Source organism: Actinomadura sp. WMMA1423, assembly GCF_006547145.1.
Taxonomy (GTDB): domain Bacteria; phylum Actinomycetota; class Actinomycetes; order Streptosporangiales; family Streptosporangiaceae; genus Spirillospora.
The window spans coordinates 1,913,668-1,928,093 of sequence record NZ_CP041244.1; the positions used below are offsets into that span (position 1 = coordinate 1,913,668).

16 protein-coding genes are annotated in these 14,426 nt (G+C 74.9%); 6 read left to right on the top strand and 10 right to left on the bottom strand.

Going from position 1 to position 14,426, the window contains the following annotated elements; genetic code table 11:
- Positions 1 to 23 precede the first annotated feature (23 nt).
- Both FKD65_RS08845 and FKD65_RS08850 read left to right on the top strand, forming a co-directional pair.
- Positions 24 to 365 (top strand): hypothetical protein, encoded by a 342-nt coding sequence (locus FKD65_RS08845; RefSeq protein WP_141576999.1) that lies wholly within the window; start codon positions 24 to 26, stop codon positions 363 to 365.
- Between the two features lie 18 nt (positions 366 to 383).
- Entirely contained in the window at positions 384 to 1,559 is a 1,176-nt protein-coding gene (locus tag FKD65_RS08850; protein ID WP_141577000.1) for a winged helix DNA-binding domain-containing protein, read from the top strand.
- A 38-nt stretch (positions 1,560 to 1,597) separates the two neighbouring features.
- Here FKD65_RS08850 and FKD65_RS08855 read toward each other — a convergent pair whose 3' ends face one another.
- Positions 1,598 to 2,233: a hypothetical protein gene (locus tag FKD65_RS08855; RefSeq protein ID WP_168220882.1), complete on the bottom strand. Its 636-nt coding sequence runs from the start codon at positions 2,231 to 2,233 to the stop codon at positions 1,598 to 1,600.
- A gap of 184 nt (positions 2,234 to 2,417) precedes the next feature.
- Here FKD65_RS08855 and FKD65_RS08860 point away from each other — a divergent pair, with 184 nt between their 5' ends.
- The 3 genes from FKD65_RS08860 to FKD65_RS08870 all read left to right on the top strand — a co-directional run bounded on the left by FKD65_RS08860 (position 2,418) and on the right by FKD65_RS08870 (position 6,344).
- Positions 2,418 to 3,551, top strand: a complete 1,134-nt coding sequence (locus FKD65_RS08860; protein ID WP_141577002.1) for an acyl-CoA dehydrogenase family protein — start codon at positions 2,418 to 2,420, stop codon at positions 3,549 to 3,551.
- Positions 3,551 to 4,507 carry an acyl-CoA dehydrogenase family protein gene (locus FKD65_RS08865; protein WP_141577003.1) on the top strand — a complete coding sequence of 319 codons (957 nt, stop codon included), beginning with the start codon at positions 3,551 to 3,553 and terminating at the stop codon, positions 4,505 to 4,507. Before FKD65_RS08860 ends, FKD65_RS08865 begins: the two co-directional genes overlap by 1 nt.
- Positions 4,508 to 4,586: 79 nt before the next feature.
- Positions 4,587 to 6,344: a CocE/NonD family hydrolase gene (locus FKD65_RS08870; protein WP_205718610.1), complete on the top strand. Its 1,758-nt coding sequence runs from the start codon at positions 4,587 to 4,589 to the stop codon at positions 6,342 to 6,344.
- Positions 6,345 to 6,360: 16 nt separating this feature from the next.
- Here FKD65_RS08870 and FKD65_RS08875 read toward each other — a convergent pair whose 3' ends face one another.
- The 9 genes from FKD65_RS08875 to FKD65_RS08910 all read right to left on the bottom strand — a co-directional run bounded on the left by FKD65_RS08875 (position 6,361) and on the right by FKD65_RS08910 (position 13,541).
- The gene (locus FKD65_RS08875) at positions 6,361 to 7,209 is read right to left on the bottom strand and encodes a RimK family alpha-L-glutamate ligase (RefSeq protein WP_141577004.1); all 849 of its coding nucleotides are present in this window, start codon (positions 7,207 to 7,209) and stop codon (positions 6,361 to 6,363) included.
- A gap of 36 nt (positions 7,210 to 7,245) precedes the next feature.
- Entirely contained in the window at positions 7,246 to 8,007 is a 762-nt protein-coding gene (hisF, locus tag FKD65_RS08880) for an imidazole glycerol phosphate synthase subunit HisF (RefSeq protein ID WP_141577005.1), read from the bottom strand.
- Positions 8,004 to 8,723 (bottom strand): bifunctional 1-(5-phosphoribosyl)-5-((5-phosphoribosylamino)methylideneamino)imidazole-4-carboxamide isomerase/phosphoribosylanthranilate isomerase PriA, encoded by a 720-nt coding sequence (gene priA / locus FKD65_RS08885; protein ID WP_141577006.1) that lies wholly within the window; start codon positions 8,721 to 8,723, stop codon positions 8,004 to 8,006. Before priA ends, hisF begins: the two co-directional genes overlap by 4 nt.
- A 51-nt stretch (positions 8,724 to 8,774) precedes the next feature.
- A complete protein-coding gene (gene hisH, locus FKD65_RS08890; protein WP_141577007.1) occupies positions 8,775 to 9,416 on the bottom strand; it encodes an imidazole glycerol phosphate synthase subunit HisH in 642 nt (213 codons plus the stop codon).
- Positions 9,407 to 9,577: a hypothetical protein gene (locus FKD65_RS44100; protein WP_168220991.1), complete on the bottom strand. Its 171-nt coding sequence runs from the start codon at positions 9,575 to 9,577 to the stop codon at positions 9,407 to 9,409. Before FKD65_RS44100 ends, hisH begins: the two co-directional genes overlap by 10 nt.
- A gap of 2 nt (positions 9,578 to 9,579) precedes the next feature.
- The gene (gene hisB / locus FKD65_RS08895; RefSeq protein WP_141577008.1) at positions 9,580 to 10,173 is read right to left on the bottom strand and encodes an imidazoleglycerol-phosphate dehydratase HisB; all 594 of its coding nucleotides are present in this window, start codon (positions 10,171 to 10,173) and stop codon (positions 9,580 to 9,582) included.
- Positions 10,170 to 11,351, bottom strand: coding sequence for a histidinol-phosphate transaminase (locus FKD65_RS08900; protein WP_141577009.1), 1,182 nt, complete (start codon positions 11,349 to 11,351; stop codon positions 10,170 to 10,172). Before FKD65_RS08900 ends, hisB begins: the two co-directional genes overlap by 4 nt.
- Positions 11,348 to 12,655 carry a histidinol dehydrogenase gene (gene hisD, locus FKD65_RS08905; RefSeq protein ID WP_141577010.1) on the bottom strand — a complete coding sequence of 436 codons (1,308 nt, stop codon included), beginning with the start codon at positions 12,653 to 12,655 and terminating at the stop codon, positions 11,348 to 11,350. The genes FKD65_RS08900 and hisD overlap by 4 nt, the downstream gene beginning before the upstream one ends.
- Positions 12,656 to 12,716: 61 nt before the next feature.
- Positions 12,717 to 13,541, bottom strand: coding sequence for a PhzF family phenazine biosynthesis protein (locus FKD65_RS08910; RefSeq protein WP_141577011.1), 825 nt, complete (start codon positions 13,539 to 13,541; stop codon positions 12,717 to 12,719).
- Between the two features lie 190 nt (positions 13,542 to 13,731).
- On the opposite strand from FKD65_RS08910, the gene FKD65_RS08915 reads away from it, so the two are divergent.
- The gene (locus tag FKD65_RS08915; protein ID WP_141577012.1) at positions 13,732 to 14,412 is read left to right on the top strand and encodes an LON peptidase substrate-binding domain-containing protein; all 681 of its coding nucleotides are present in this window, start codon (positions 13,732 to 13,734) and stop codon (positions 14,410 to 14,412) included.
- Positions 14,413 to 14,426 lie beyond the last annotated feature (14 nt).

Consider the following 14,426-nt stretch of genomic DNA (forward strand, 5'->3'; position numbering starts at 1 on the left):
GGCGCCCGCCTAGACTCCCCGGCATGACCTCGACCTCCTTTCCCCTTCGGCGGAAGCTGGCCGTACTCCCGTTCGTCCTGCTGCCCCTCGGCGCCGCGGCCGCGTGCGGCGGCGAGAACAGCAAGACCTCCTGCGACGTCAACTCGTGCACGGTGACCTTCGACCGCGGCGTCGAGGCGAGCGCGTCCATCCTCGGTGTGAAGGCCGAGCTGGTGAAGGTCCAGGGCGAGCTGGTCACCCTCAGGATCGGCGGGCAGACGGTGACGGTGCCGGCCGGGGACGGGCAGCAGGCCGAGGGGTTCGACGTCTCGGTGCAGTCCGTCACCAAGGACCAGGTGGTGGTGAGGATCTCCAACAACGGCTGATCCGGCTAGGATTCGCTCATGCGTTCGATGAACGTGGCGGAGCGCCGGGCCCGGCTCGCGCTCCGCCACCGGCTCTGCCCCCCGGCGAGGACCGACGACGTCCTCGACATCGCCCGGTCGATGGTGGTGCTGCACGCCACCGACCCGGCCACCGTCTTCCTGTCGGTCGCGGCCCGCAGCGTCCACGCCGTGCCCGCGGCGGTGGAGAAGGCCCTCTACGACGACCGCACGCTGCTGCGCATGCTCGCGATGCGCCGGACGATGTTCGTCGCGCCGACGGAGCTGGTCCCGGTCCTTCAGGCGTCCACGGCCGACTCCCTCGCGGCCAAGCAGCGCAGGACCTACGCGCGGATGATCGAGCGCGGCAGCGACGTCGCCGACGCCCCCGCCCTGCTCGCCGAGGCGGAGGAGGCCGCCCACCGGGCGCTGCTGGCGCGGGGTGAGGCGACGGGCGCGCAGCTCGGCGCGGACGTCCCCCTCCTGCGGACGCAGGTCGACCCGGCGCCCGGCAAGTCCTACTCGCGGCCCACGAGCATCACCACCTGGGTCCTGGTCACGCTCGGCTGCGAGGGCCGCATCGTGCGGGGGCGGCCGAACGGGTCGTGGACGAGCAGCCAGTACATGTGGTCGCCCGTCGAGACGTGGCTCCCCGGCGGCATCGAGGAGCTCCCGGCCGAGGAGGCCCGCGCCGCCCTGGTCCGGCGCTGGCTGCGCGCGTTCGGCCCCGCGCCGGTCTCGGACCTGAAGTGGTGGACGGGCTGGACCGCCGGCGACGTCAGGAAGGCCCTGGCGCTCCTGGACGTCACCGAGGTCGACCTCGGCGGGGGCGGCGGCATCGTCCTGTCCGACGACCTGGAGCCCTCTCCCGCGCCGGAGCCGTGGGCGGCGCTGCTGCCCGCGCTCGACCCGACCCCCATGGGCTGGCAGGAGCGCGGCTGGTTCCTCGGCGGCCACGGTCCGCGGCTGTTCGACCGCAACGGCAACATCGGGCCCTCGGTCTGGTGGGACGGCCGCATCGTCGGCGGCTGGGCGCAGCGCCGGGACGGCGAGATCGCCGTCCGCCTGCTGGAGGACGTCGGCGCCGACGCCGGGGCCGCCGTCGAGCGGGAGGCGGCGCGCGTGGCGGAGTGGTACGGCGGCGTCCGCGCGATCCCCCGCTTCCGCACGCCGCTGGAGCGCGAGCTCACGGCCTGAGCCGCGGGCCGGGGCGAACCGGGGCGGGCCCCGGGCCGTCAGTAGTAGGGGCCCGACGCCGTCGCGGCCCTGCGCTTGGCTCCGCTGCGCCTGAGGATCGTGACGATGAACGCGAGGGCGGCCAGGCCGCCGAGGCCGAGCGCGCCGAGCACGGCGAAGCCGAGGTAGCCGTTGGCGCTCTCGTCCGGCGTCACGAGGATCGGCCCGTCGGCGCCCCGGCAGGTCAGCCGGGCGTCACCCGACACCGGCGCGGTGAACGTGGCCGTGTAGCGGTAGGACGTGCGGTTCGACGCGCTCCACGAGTTCCTCCTCGTGAGCGTGACGGGCCCGGACTGCTCCCCCGACTCGATCCGGCACGCGTACGGGGACGCGCCGCCCTCGCGGACGTAGACGTAGTAGTCGTAGCCCTCCGTCAGCCGGACGGCCACCCCGGACTCCGCGTCCCCCACGGACGCCGGGCCCTGCGCGGCCTCCGACTCGTCCCACAGGACCACGAGCGTCGTTAACAGGCCGATGACGGCGACCAGGACCAGGACGACCGGCAGCGCGTACCAGCCGGCGCTCGGGCTGATGCGCTGCCTGCGCGGCGCCCATCCCGGTTCGGGCAGCCCCGGCCCGGGCTGCCCCGGTCCCACGGGCGGCGGTCCCATCGGCGGGTTGGACCCGGGCCACATGTCTTCTCCCCCGTGCGGAGCGCGTGCGCGGAACGCCTGCGCGGCACGCGCGTGCGGAACGGTAAAGATCCCAGAAAGACGATCCCAGAGAACCGCCCGCCCCGCCAGACGGCGGCCTGTAAGGGGCCGCTGACAGAGGCGTCGGGGGACGTCTGTAACGTCCCCCTGGACAGAGGAGGTGCATGTGGCGGCACTGCCCGGCCTGACCCCCGGGACGCTCCCGCCCGGGACCGCCGGGCTGCGGGCCCGGGTGCGGGAGTTCCTGGCCGAGACGCCCTTCACGGCCCGCTGCGACAGCTGGCTCACCGGCGCCGACCCCGCCTTCAGCCGCCTGCTGGGCGAGCGCGGCTGGCTCGGCATGACGCTCCCGGAGCGCTACGGAGGCCACGGCCGCTCACCGCTGGAGCGGTTCGTGGTGATCGAGGAGCTGCTGGCCGCCGGGGCCCCGGTGGGGGCGCACTGGATCGCCGACCGGCAGACCGGCCCGTCCATCCTCGCCCACGGCACCGAGGAGCAGAAGAGGCGGTTCCTGCCGGCGATCGCGCGCGGCGAGTGCTTCTTCGCGATCGGGATGAGCGAGCCCGACTCCGGCTCCGACCTGGCCTCGGTCCGGACCCGCGCCGAGCGCGAGGCGGACGGGTGGCGGCTGCACGGCACCAAGGTGTGGACGAGCGGCGCCCACCTCGCGCACGCGATCCTCGTGCTGGCCCGGAGCGCGCCCCGCTCGCAGGACCGGCACGCGGGCCTCACCCAGTTCATCGTGCCCCTGCCCGACGACCGCGTGGCGATCAGGCCGATCCGGGGGCTGTCCGGCGGGCACCACTTCAACGAGGTCGCGCTCGACGGCGTGTTCGTGCCGGACGGGCTCGTCCTCGGCCGTCCCGGGGACGGCTGGCGGCAGGTCACCGCCGAGCTGGCCTACGAGCGCAGCGGCCCTGAGCGGCTGCTCAGCACCTTCCTGCTGATCCGTCTCCTGAGCGGCCGCGCCGCGGATCCCGGGGCGCGGCGGGCGCTCGGCGGGCTGACCGCCCGGCTGTGGGCCCTGCGGCAGGCGTCGCTGGCCGTCGCGGGAGCGCTCGCCCGGGGCGAGACGCCCGAGCTGGCCGCGGCCCTCGTCAAGGACCTCGGGACGCGGTTCGAGCGCGAGGTCATCGAGGCGGCGCGCGAGCACGCGGGCGTGGAACCGGACCCCGGCTCCCCCGACCCGCTGGCCCGCGCGCTGGCGGAGTCGGTCGTCCAGGCGCCCGGGTTCACGCTGCGGGGCGGCACCAACGAGATCCTGCGTGGCATCGTCGCCCGGGGCCTGGGAGTGCGCTGATGGGGCTTCTGGAAGAGACCGCGGACGAGATCCTCGCCGGCGCCGGAGACCCTTGGCGGGCGCTTGAGGAGGCGGGCCTGACGCTGGTCGGGGTGCCGGAGGAGGCGGGCGGCAGCGGCGGGGGCCTCCCCGACGCCGCCGCCGTCCTGCGCGCGGCCGGGTACCGCGCCGCGAGCGTGCCGCTGGCCGAGACCCTGCTGGCCGGGGGGCTCCTCGCCGACGCCGGGCTGCGGGCGGCCCCCGGCGCGCTCACCGCCGTGTCCGGCGAGGTCGAGGCCGTCGCGGCCCGCGGCGGCCTCACCCTGAGCGGGACGTTCCTCCGGGTCCCCTGGGCGCGCTCGGCGCGGTCCCTGGTGGTGCTGGGGGGCGGTCTCGTCGCCGCCGTCGACCCCGCGCACGCGCGGATCAGCGAGGGCGCCAACGTGGCGGGCGAGCCGCGCGACGACGTCGTCCTGTCCGCCGCCCCGGTGCGGGCCGCGGCGCCGTGCGGGGTGGACGCGGCCGAGCTGCGGCGGCGGGGCGCGCTGGCGCGGGCGGTCCAGCTGACGGGCGCGATGGCCCGGGCGCTGGACCTGTCGGTCCGGTACGCGGGCGAACGGGAGCAGTTCGGGCGGCCGATCGGGCGGTTCCAGGCCGTCCGGCAGATGCTGGCGGAGCTGGCCGGGGAGGCGACCGTCGCGGACGTCGCGGTGCGCGCGGCCGTCGGCGCCCCCGGCGATCCGGTCGCGGTGGCCGCGGCCAAGGCCAACGCGTCGCGGGCCGCGGGCCGGGTGGCGGAGATCGCCCACCAGGTGCACGGCGCGCTCGGCGCCACCGAGGAGCACCCCCTGCGCCTGGTCACGCTGCGGCTGTGGTCGTGGCGCGAGGAGTACGGGAACGAGACCGCCTGGGCCGACGACCTCGGCGCCGCGCTCAGCGCCGCTCCGGACCCGTGGAACCTGCTCACCGGGGCCTGAAGCTGCAGGCCCCGGCCCGGGTGGGTACCTTACTAAGGAGTAGCGAAGAGCGTTCGGAGACAGCCGTTCGGAGACAGCGATGGCGCCTTGGGACCGACTGCCCGTGCCGTCGATCAGGCTGCCCCGGGGACTGCCGTGGCCCGGAGGCCTGCCGCGGCCCGGCGGGCTGTCCTGGCCAAGCGGACTGCCCTGGCCGGGTGGGCTGGCCCCCTACATCGTCCACCGCGACCTGCCGGTGGCCATGCCGGACGGGGTCACGCTCCTCGCCGACCGGTACGTCCCCGTCGGGGTCAAGAACCCGCCCACGATCCTCGTGCGGACCCCCTACGGGCGGCGGGGACCGGCCGCCCTCGCCAACGGCCTGGTCTTCGTCCCGTTCGGGTTCCAGCTGGTCGTGCAGAGCGCGCGCGGGACCTCCGGGTCCGGCGGGGAGTTCGACCCCCTCGGCAGCGAGCGCGCCGACGGGCTCGCCACCGTCGAGTGGCTGAAGCGGCAGCCCTGGTTCCACGGCTCGTTCGCCACGTTCGGGCCGAGCTACCTCGGCTACGCGGCGTGGGCGATCGCGGCCGAGGCCGGGCCCGAACTGAAGGCGATGTCGCTGCAGATCACCGCGTCCACGTTCCGGGACGCCGCCTACGTCGGCGGGTCGTTCGCCCTGGAGTCCACCCTCACCTGGACCGATCTCACCCACCGGCAGCAGCGGCGGCTCGGCATGCTGACCGCGCCGCTGATGTCGCGGCGCCGCGTCCAGCGCGCCGCCCGCTCCGGCCGGCCGCTCCCCGAACTCGACGTGCTGGCCGGGGGCGAGCCCATGCGCTTCTACCAGGACCTGCTCGAGGGCCACGGGGCCGCGAACGGCTACTGGGACAGCCGCGACTTCAGCGGCACCGTCGGCCAGGTCGCGGCGCCCGCCACCCTCCTCGGCGGCTGGTACGACGTGTTCCTGCCCTGGATGATCAAGGACTACCTGGCGCTGCGCGCCGCCGGGCGCACCCCGTACCTCACGATCGGCCCCTGGTGGCACACCGACGCGCGCCACGGCCTGCCCGCGATCCGCGAGTCGCTCGCCTGGTTCCGCGCCCACCTCCAGGGCGACCCTTCCGGGCTGCGGCGCGACCCCGTCCGCGTCTACGTCACCGGCGCCCGCGAATGGCGGCACTACCGCGACTGGCCCCCGCCGGGCATGCGGCAGACGCGCTGGCACCTGCACGCGGGCGGCGGCCTCGGCGAGGACGGCCCGCGCGAGGCCCGGCCCAGCAAGTACCGCTTCGACCCGGCCCGCCCGACGCCCGCGCTCGGCGGGCCCACCCTGCTCGGCAGTTCCCGCCCGGTCGACAACCGCCCGCTGGAGCGGCGCCCGGACGTGCTGGTGTTCACCTCGCCGCCGCTCGCCGACGACCTGGACGTCATCGGCCCGGTCGGCGCCGACCTGTTCGTCCGCTCCGACCGCGAGCACACCGACTTCGTCGTCCGGCTCTGCGACGTCTCCCCGGACGGGACGTCCCGCAACGTCTGCGAGGGCGGCCTGCGCCTGCCCGCGGCCTCGGCGGTCCCCGTCGGCACCGACGGGGTGCTGCGCCTCGTCGTCGACCTGTGGCCGGCCGGCCACCGGTTCCAGCGCGGACACAGCGTCCGCGTCCACGTCACCAGCGGCGCCCACCCCAAGGTCGCCGTCAACCCCGGCACCGGCGAGCCCATCGCCACCGCCGCGACGAGGATGGTCACCGCCCGGCAGGAGGTCTTCCACGACCCCGGCCGCCCGTCCGCGATCATCCTCCCGGTCGCCGAGCGCTCCCCCGAGGCCGCCGCCCCCGCACCCGACGAGGAGGCCACCTAGCGCCGTCCCGGGAGGCTCAGGCCAGCCGGGAGACGATCGCCTTGGCGAACCTCTCCGCGCTGCCGGGCGCGTCGCGGAGGTAGAGGGCGGGTTCGGTCAGTTCCAGTTCGATGAGCATCGGGGCGCCGTCCGGGCCGGGGATCAGGTCGACGCGGGCGTAGAGGAGGTCCTCGCCCTGCGGGACGGCCGCAAGGGCGCGGCCCGCCACCTCCAGTTCCGCCCCGGTCGCCGTGGACGGGGTCACCTGACCGCGCGTCGGGTCGTCCCGGACCCAGCCCTGGACACCCGCTCCGGCGGTGAGGATCTGCGCCTTGCGGCCCGCGTGGCTGTACTCGCCGCCGCAGAAGACCAGCGCCGTCTCGCCGGCCGTGTCGACCGCGGACAGGTACGGCTGGACCATCACCGTCCGGCCGGCCTCGCGGAGCGAGCGCAGGTGGGCGCGGGCGGCGTCCTCCTCGCCCGGCCCCCAGCGGGCCGTGTCGCCCGCCCCGATCGAGACGGCCGGCTTGATGACGTACTCGGGCCATTCGGACGGGATGTCGTCCGGGTCCCACAGGGTCGGGACGACGGGGACGCCCGCGCCGGCGAGGTCGCGCAGGTAGCGCTTGTCGGTGTTCCACCGGATGATCGCGGCGGGGTTGAGGACGCGCGGCAGGCTCTCCGCCCACGCCACGAACGCGTCCCGCCTGTCGGTGTAGTCCCAGGTGGAGCGGATGACGACCAGTTCGTACCGGGCCCAGTCGGCGCCGGCGTCCCAGACGACGGGCTCGGCGTCCGCGCCCTCGTCGGCGAGGGCCCGGATCAGGTCCTGGACGTCGTCACTTCCATCGGGGAGCAGGGAACAGGTCGCGAAAGCGATGGTCATGCTGGTGTTTCCGTCCTGCGGGGGGATTGTCGCCTTTCAGCGAACGGGCGTGCCGGCCTCGCGCAGCGCGGCCTTGACATCGGAGATCGTCATCTCCCCGAAGTGGAAGACGCTGGCGGCGAGGACGGCGTCCGCGCCCGCCAGCACGGCCGGGGCGAAGTGCTCGACCGCGCCCGCGCCGCCGCTGGCGATCACCGGGACGGTGACGGCCTCCCGGACGCGGCGCAGCATCTCCAGGTCGAACCCGGCCTTGGTGCCGTCGGCGTCCATCGAGTTCAGCAGGATCTCCCCGACGCCGAGCTCCGCGCCGCGGCGGGCCCACTCGATCGCGTCGATGCCCGTCCCCTTGCGGCCGCCGTGCGTGGTGACCTCGAAGCCGGAGGGGGTGCCCGCGGCGCGCCGGGCGTCCACCGACAGGACGACGCACTGCGAGCCGAACCGGTGCGCGGCCTCGCGCAGGAACTCCGGCCGCGCGATCGCCGCGGTGTTGATCGAGACCTTGTCGGCGCCCGCGCGCAGCAGCCGGTCGACGTCCTCGACGGTGCGGACGCCGCCCCCGACCGTCAGCGGTATGAACACCTGCTCGGCGGTGCGCCGCACCACGTCGTAGGTCGTGGAGCGGTCGGCGCTGGAGGCGGTGATGTCGAGGAACGTCAGCTCGTCGGCACCCTCGGCGTCGTAGCGGCGGGCCAGCTCGACGGGGTCGCCCGCGTCCCGCAGGTTCTGGAAGTTGACGCCCTTGACCACGCGCCCGGCGTCGACGTCCAGGCAGGGGATCACCCGCACGGCGACGGTCACTTCACGGCCTCCAGGGCCTCCTGGAGCGTGAACGCCTCCGCGTACAGCGCCTTGCCGACGATCGCGCCCTCCACGCCGGCCGGGACGAGCCCGGCCAGCGCGCGCAGGTCGTCCAGCGACGAGACGCCGCCGGAGGCGATGACGGGCTTGTCGGTCCGCGAGCAGACCTCGCGCAGCAGGCCGGTGTTGGGGCCGCGGAGCGTCCCGTCCTTGGTGACGTCGGTGACCACGTACCGGGGGCAGCCGTCGTCCTCCAGGCGCGCGAGGACCTCCCACAGGTCGCCGCCCTCGCGCGTCCACCCGCGCGCGGCCAGCGTGGTGCCCCGCACGTCCAGCCCGACCGCGATCCGCTCGCCGTGCGAGGCGATGATCTTGCGGCACCAGGCCGGGTCCTCCAGGGCGGCGGTGCCGATGTTCACGCGGGCGCACCCGGTGGCGAGGGCCGCCTCCAGCGACGCGTCGTCGCGGATGCCGCCCGACAGCTCCACCTTCACGTCCAGCTTCCCGGTCACCTCGGCGAGCAGCTCCCGGTTGGACCCGCGTCCGAACGCCGCGTCGAGGTCCACCAGATGGATCCACTCCGCGCCCGCCTCCTGCCAGGCGAGGGCCGCCTCCAGCGGCGCGCCGTAGGAGGTCTCGGTGCCGGCCTCGCCCTGCACCAGCCGGACGGCCCGGCCGTCGGCGACGTCGACGGCGGGAAGGAGCGTCAAAGTCATGCGGAAACCCTATCGAGGCGGTGGGGACGGATGCTCGGACGGGACGGATGCTCAGGCCAGGGTGGCGAGCCAGTTGCGCAGCAGCTGCGCGCCGGCGTCGCCGGACTTCTCCGGGTGGAACTGGGTGGCGCACAGCGGGCCGTTCTCGACGGCGGCGACGAAGCGGTCGCCGTGCTCGGCCCAGGTGACCAGCGGCGCCGGGATGGTGCCGGACGGGTCGGACTCCAGGTCCCAGCTGCGGGCCGCGTAGGAGTGGACGAAGTAGAACCGCTCGCCGCGCAGCCCCTCGAAGAGCGCGGAGCCTTCGGGGGCGTCGACGGTGTTCCAGCCCATGTGCGGGACGACCGGGGCGTTCAGGCGGTCGACCGTGCCGGGCCACTCGTCGCAGCCCTCGGTGGTGACGCCGTGCTCGATGCCCTTGGAGAACAGGATCTGCATGCCGACGCAGATGCCGAGGACGGGGCGCCCGCCCGCGAGGCGGCGTCCGATGATCTGGTCGCCGTGCACCGAGCGCAGACCCGCCATGCAGGCGGCGAACGCGCCGACGCCGGGGACGACCAGGCCGTCGGCGGCGAGCGCGGCGTCCCGGTCGGCGGTGACGGTCACCTCCGCGCCGGCGCGGGCGACGGCCCGCTCGGCCGAGCGCAGGTTCCCCGACCCGTAGTCCAGGATGACGATCTTCTTCACGACCACATCACTCCCCCGGCGAACGCCAGCCCGGCCAGCACCAGCAGGAGCAGCGCGGCGACCTTGAGGCCCTGCTTCACGAAGCTGTACACGCCGGCCAGCAGGAACACCGCGACCGCGAAGATCGCGACGGTGCCGTAGGTGAGGTGCAGGCCACCGATCTCCACGGCTACAGGGCCCCCTTGGTCGAGGGGATGCCGTGCACCTTCGGGTCGAACGCCACGGCGTCGCGCAGGGCGCGGGCGAGCGCCTTGAACTGCGCCTCGACGATGTGGTGGGCGTTGCGCCCGTAGGGGACGTGGACGTGCAGGGCGACCTGCGCGTTCGACACGAACGACTCGAGGATGTGCCGGGTCATCGTGGTGTCGTACTCGGGGCCGATCATCGGCGCCATGCCGTCCGGCTCCACGTGCACGAGGTAGGGGCGCCCGGAGACGTCCACGGTGACCTGGGCGAGCGCCTCGTCGAGCGGGATGGAGGCGTCGGCGAAGCGGCGGATCCCGGCCTTGTCGCCGAGCGCCTCGCGGAACGCCGCGCCGAGCGCGATCGCGGTGTCCTCGATGGTGTGGTGGCTGTCGATGTGCAGGTCGCCGGTGGTCTTGACGGTCAGGTCGAACGACCCGTGCTTGCCGAGCTGCGCCAGCATGTGGTCGAAGAACCCCACGCCGGTCGCGACGTCGACCTGCCCGGTGCCGTCGAGGTCGATCTCGACGAGGACCTGGGTCTCCTTGGTCCCGCGCTCGACTCGTCCCTTGCGCGTCACAGACTCTCCTCACTGTTCCCGGCGTCGCTGTTTCCGGTGTTGCGGGTGTTGGCGTCACTGTTTCCGGGGCCGCCGTCGGCGGGGGCGGCCGCTCGCGCCTGCCGGAGCGCGGTGCGGAAGGCGGCCATCTCCGCGGGGGTGCCGACGCTGACCCGCAGCCACTCGGGCGGCCCCACCTCCCGGATCAGCACGCCGCGTTCGAGCAGGCCCTCCCAGACCCGGCGGCGGTCCGGGAACGTCCCGAACAGGACGAAGTTGGCGTCGGAGTCGGCGACCCTGAGCCCCTCGGCGCGCAGCCAGGCCACGAGGTCGTCGCGCTCGCGGCGCAGGGCCTCGACGCCGCCGAGCAGCTCCTCGCCGTGGGCGAGGGCGGTGCGCGCGACGGCCTGGGTGACGGCCGACAGGTGGTAGGGCAGCCGGACGAGGAGCAGCGCGTCGATCACCGCGGGATCGGCGGCCAGGTAGCCGAGCCGGGTCCCGGCCATCGCGAACGCCTTGGACATCGTCCGGGTGACGATCAGGCGCGGGTGGCCGTCCAGCAGCGTCAGCGCGGACGGGGTGCCCGCCCGGCGGAACTCGGCGTAGGCCTCGTCGACGACGACCATGCCGGGCGCGGCGGCGAGGACGGCCTCGATCGCGGCGAGGGGCAGCGCCGTGCCGGTCGGATTGTTGGGCGAGGTGAGGAACACGATGTCGGGCCGGTGCTCCTCGACGGCCGCGACGGCGCGCTCGGGTTCGAGGCCGAAGTCCTCGTCGCGGGAGGCGTCCACCCAGCGGGTCCCCGACACCGCGGTGATGATCGGGTGCATCGAGTAGGACGGCTCGAAGCCGAGCGCGGTGCGGCCCGCCCCGCCGAACGCCTGCAGGATCTGCTGGATGATCTCGTTGGAGCCGTTCGCGGCCCACACCCGGGCGCCGGTCAGCCCCACGCCGGGCGTGTCGGTGTCCAGGAAGGCGGCGAGGTCCTCGCGGAGCGCGACCGCGTCGCGGTCGGGGTAGCGGTTCAGCGACCCGGCGACGTCCATGACGGCCTCGCCGAGGGCCTTCACGAGGGCCTCGGACGGCGGGTAGGGGTTCTCGTTGGTGTTCAGCGCGTACGGGACGGCCAGCTGCGGCGCGCCATAGGGCTCCCGGCCGCGCAGGTCGTCCCGCAGCGGCAGGTCGTTGAGCGAGGTCACGAAGGGATCCCCCAGTCGAAGCGGGCCTTGAGCGCGGCGCCGTGGGCGGGCAGGTCCTCGGCCTCGGCGAGCGCGACGACGCGCGCGGTGGCGCCGGCGAGGGCGTCGCGGTCGTACTCGACGACGTGGACGCCGCGCAGGAAGGACTGGACCGACAGGCCGGAGGAGTGGCAGGCGCACCCGCCGGTCGGCAGGACGTGGTTGGACCCGGCGAGGTAGTCGCCGAGCGACACCGGCGCGTGCCGTCCCACGAAGATCGCCCCGGCGTTGCGCACCCGGGCGGCGACCGCGGCGGCGTCGGCGGTGTGGATCTCCAGGTGCTCGGCGGCGTAGGCGTCCACGACCCTCAGGCCGTCGTCGACGCCGTCGACCAGGACGATGCCGGACTGCCGCCCGGCCAGCGCCTCGGTGATCCGCTCGACGTGCCTGGTCCGGGCGACCTGCGCCTTCAGCTCGGCCTCGACCTCGTCGGCGAGCCGCACCGAGTCGGTGACCAGCACGGCGGCGGCGAGCGTGTCGTGCTCGGCCTGGCTGATCAGGTCGGCGGCGACCTCCACCGGGTCGGCGGTGCCGTCGGCGAGGATCGCGATCTCCGTCGGGCCCGCCTCGGCGTCGATGCCGATCACGCCCTTGAGCAGCCTCTTCGCGGCGGCGACGTAGACGTTGCCGGGCCCGGTCACGAGGTCGGCGCGGGGGCACTCGTCGGTGCCGTAGGCGAACATGGCGATCGCCTGCGCGCCGCCCGCCGCGTACACCTCGTCGACGCCGAGCAGCGCGCACGCGGCGAGGATCGTCGGGTGCGGCAGCCCGCCGAACTCCTTCTGCGCAGGCGAGGTGACGGCGAGGGAGCCGACGCCCGCCTCCTGCGCGGGCACGACGTTCATGACCACGCTGGACGGGTAGACGGCGCGGCCGCCCGGCACGTACAGGCCGACGCGCCCGACCGGGATCCACCGCTCGGTGACGGTGCCGCCGGGAACGACCTGCGTGGTGACGTCGGCGCGGCGCTGGGCCCGGTGCACCGCCCGGGCGCGCCGGATGCTCTCCTCCAGGGCGTCGCGGACGGCGGGGTCGAGACCGGCGAGCGCCCGGTGCACGGCCTCGACCGGGACGCGGACGCGCTCCAGCTCGACGCCGTCGAACCGGCTGGTGAGCTCCCGTACCGCCGCCGAGCCCCGATGGCGCACGTCCTCGCAGATGGGCCGCACCTTGTCCAGGGCGGCCTCGACGTCGAAGTCGGCGCGGGGCAGCACGGAGCGCAGGTCGCCGGGAAGCGAGCCGCGCAGGTCGATACGGGAAATCACCCGCCCAGTCTACGGAGTGCCTCCGCCCCCTCGCGCACCGTCTCACGTGCCGAGACGCATGTCACGGCGCGATCCGCAGGGCCCCGTCGAGGACGGTCACGGCCGTTCCGGACAGGACCACCCGATCCCCCCGCAGGACGACCCGGACATACCCGCCGCGCGCGGACGCCTGGTAGCCGAGCAGCTCGTTCCGGCCCAGGCGGGCGGCCCAGAACGGCGCGAGGGCGCAGTGCGCCGAGCCGGTCACCGGGTCCTCCCCGTCGCCCTCCAGCGTCCGGGCGCCGAAGAAGCGGGACACGAAGTCGTGCCGCCCGTCCGGGGCGCCCTCGGCCGTCACGATCACCCCTCGCGCGTCGATCCGCCCGAGCGCCGCGATGTCGGGGGTGAGGCCGCGGACGACGGATTCGCCGTCCACCTCCACGAGCCAGTCGTTCTGCGCGTTCTTCCCGGCTCCGGCGATCCTGGCGCCGAGCGCCTCGGCGAGCTCCTCCGGGGGCTCGGCGGGCTCGGCGGGCTGGGCGGGGAAGTCCATGGACAGCCCGCCTCCCGAGTCCCTGGTGACGGTCAGGACCCCGCTCCTGAGGGTCTGGAACCGGATCGGACGGTCGGGAGCGACCGCGCCCGCCTCGTAGAGGGCATGGGCGCTCGCCAGGGTGGCGTGCCCGCACAGCGCGACCTCGACCTTCGGCGTGAACCACCGCAGTTCGAAGTCGGCCCCGGGATTCTCGGAGCCGAGCGGCCGGACGAACGCGGTCTCGGAGTGCCTCATCTCCGTCGCGACCCGCTGCATCCATTCCGGCGGGACCGGCTCCTCGAGCAGGCAGACCCCGGCGGGATTGCCGGAGAAAGGGCTGGCGGCGAAGGCGTCCACGACCAAGATCCTCATGGGACCGGACGCTACAAGGCGCCTGATCGGCGGTACCAGAGCCAATCCACCGGATTGGCTCGCCGGGCCGCGGCCCCCGCGGCTCAAGGCCTCACGGCGGGAGGGAACACCGCTTATCAAGATCATCATTATCGACGTACCCTTGCGGCGAGGGCGCCTCGGTGGCGCCCAGGAGCGCGGGAGAGAAGATGTGACCGAGCGGCTCGCCCTGTTCCCCCTGGGCACCGTGCTGTTCCCCGGCCAGGTGCTCCCCCTGCGCCTGTTCGAGGACCGCTACCGCCGGCTGGTCGGCGACCTGCTCGAACGGCCCGAGCCCCGCGCCTTCGGCGTCGTCGCCATCGAGCTCGGGCACGAGGTCGGCGAGGGGGCGGCGCACCGCCTCGCCGAGGTCGGCTGCGTCGCCGAGCTCCGCGAGGTGAGACCGCATCCGGACGGGCGGTACGACATCGTCGCCGTCGGGGCGCGGCGCTTCCGGGTGAAGGAGCTCGACCGGTCCCGGCCCTACCTTCGGGGCGAGGTCGAGTTCCTGTCCGAGGAGTCCGGCGCCGGCGCGGGCCCCCTCGCGGCGCGGGTCCGGCGGCTGTTCCGTCGCTACCGGCACCGCCTCGGCGCGGCCGGGGCGGGCGGTGCGATCGTCGCGGGCGGGCCGGCGGAGGCCGAGCCGCCGCAGGACCCCGTCGCCCTGTCGCACGCGATCGCGGCGTCGCTCGTCCTGGACGTCCACGAGAAGCAGCGCCTGCTGGAGTGCGAGGACGCGGCGCTGCGGCTGGCGGCCGAGCGCGACCTGCTGGCCAGGGAGAACCGCATCCTGGGCGTGCTCCCGATGATCCCCGCCGGGCAGTTCCTCGACGGGTCGTTCACACCGAACTGAGCGGCCGCGGCAGA

Bases quoted from the DNA above. Each gene is read 5' to 3' on its own strand.
- FKD65_RS08845 (WP_141576999.1), top strand. From the start codon at position 24: ATGACCTCGACCTCCTTTCCCCTTCGGCGGAAGCTGGCCGTACTCCCG.
- FKD65_RS08850 (WP_141577000.1), top strand. From the start codon at position 384: ATGCGTTCGATGAACGTGGCGGAGCGCCGGGCCCGGCTCGCGCTCCGC.
- FKD65_RS08855 (WP_168220882.1), bottom strand. From the start codon at position 2,233: ATGTGGCCCGGGTCCAACCCGCCGATGGGACCGCCGCCCGTGGGACCG.
- FKD65_RS08865 (WP_141577003.1), top strand. From the start codon at position 3,551: ATGGGGCTTCTGGAAGAGACCGCGGACGAGATCCTCGCCGGCGCCGGA.
- FKD65_RS08870 (WP_205718610.1), top strand. From the start codon at position 4,587: ATGGCGCCTTGGGACCGACTGCCCGTGCCGTCGATCAGGCTGCCCCGG.
- FKD65_RS08875 (WP_141577004.1), bottom strand. From the start codon at position 7,209: ATGACCATCGCTTTCGCGACCTGTTCCCTGCTCCCCGATGGAAGTGAC.
- priA (WP_141577006.1), bottom strand. From the start codon at position 8,723: ATGACTTTGACGCTCCTTCCCGCCGTCGACGTCGCCGACGGCCGGGCC.
- FKD65_RS08910 (WP_141577011.1), bottom strand. From the start codon at position 13,541: ATGAGGATCTTGGTCGTGGACGCCTTCGCCGCCAGCCCTTTCTCCGGC.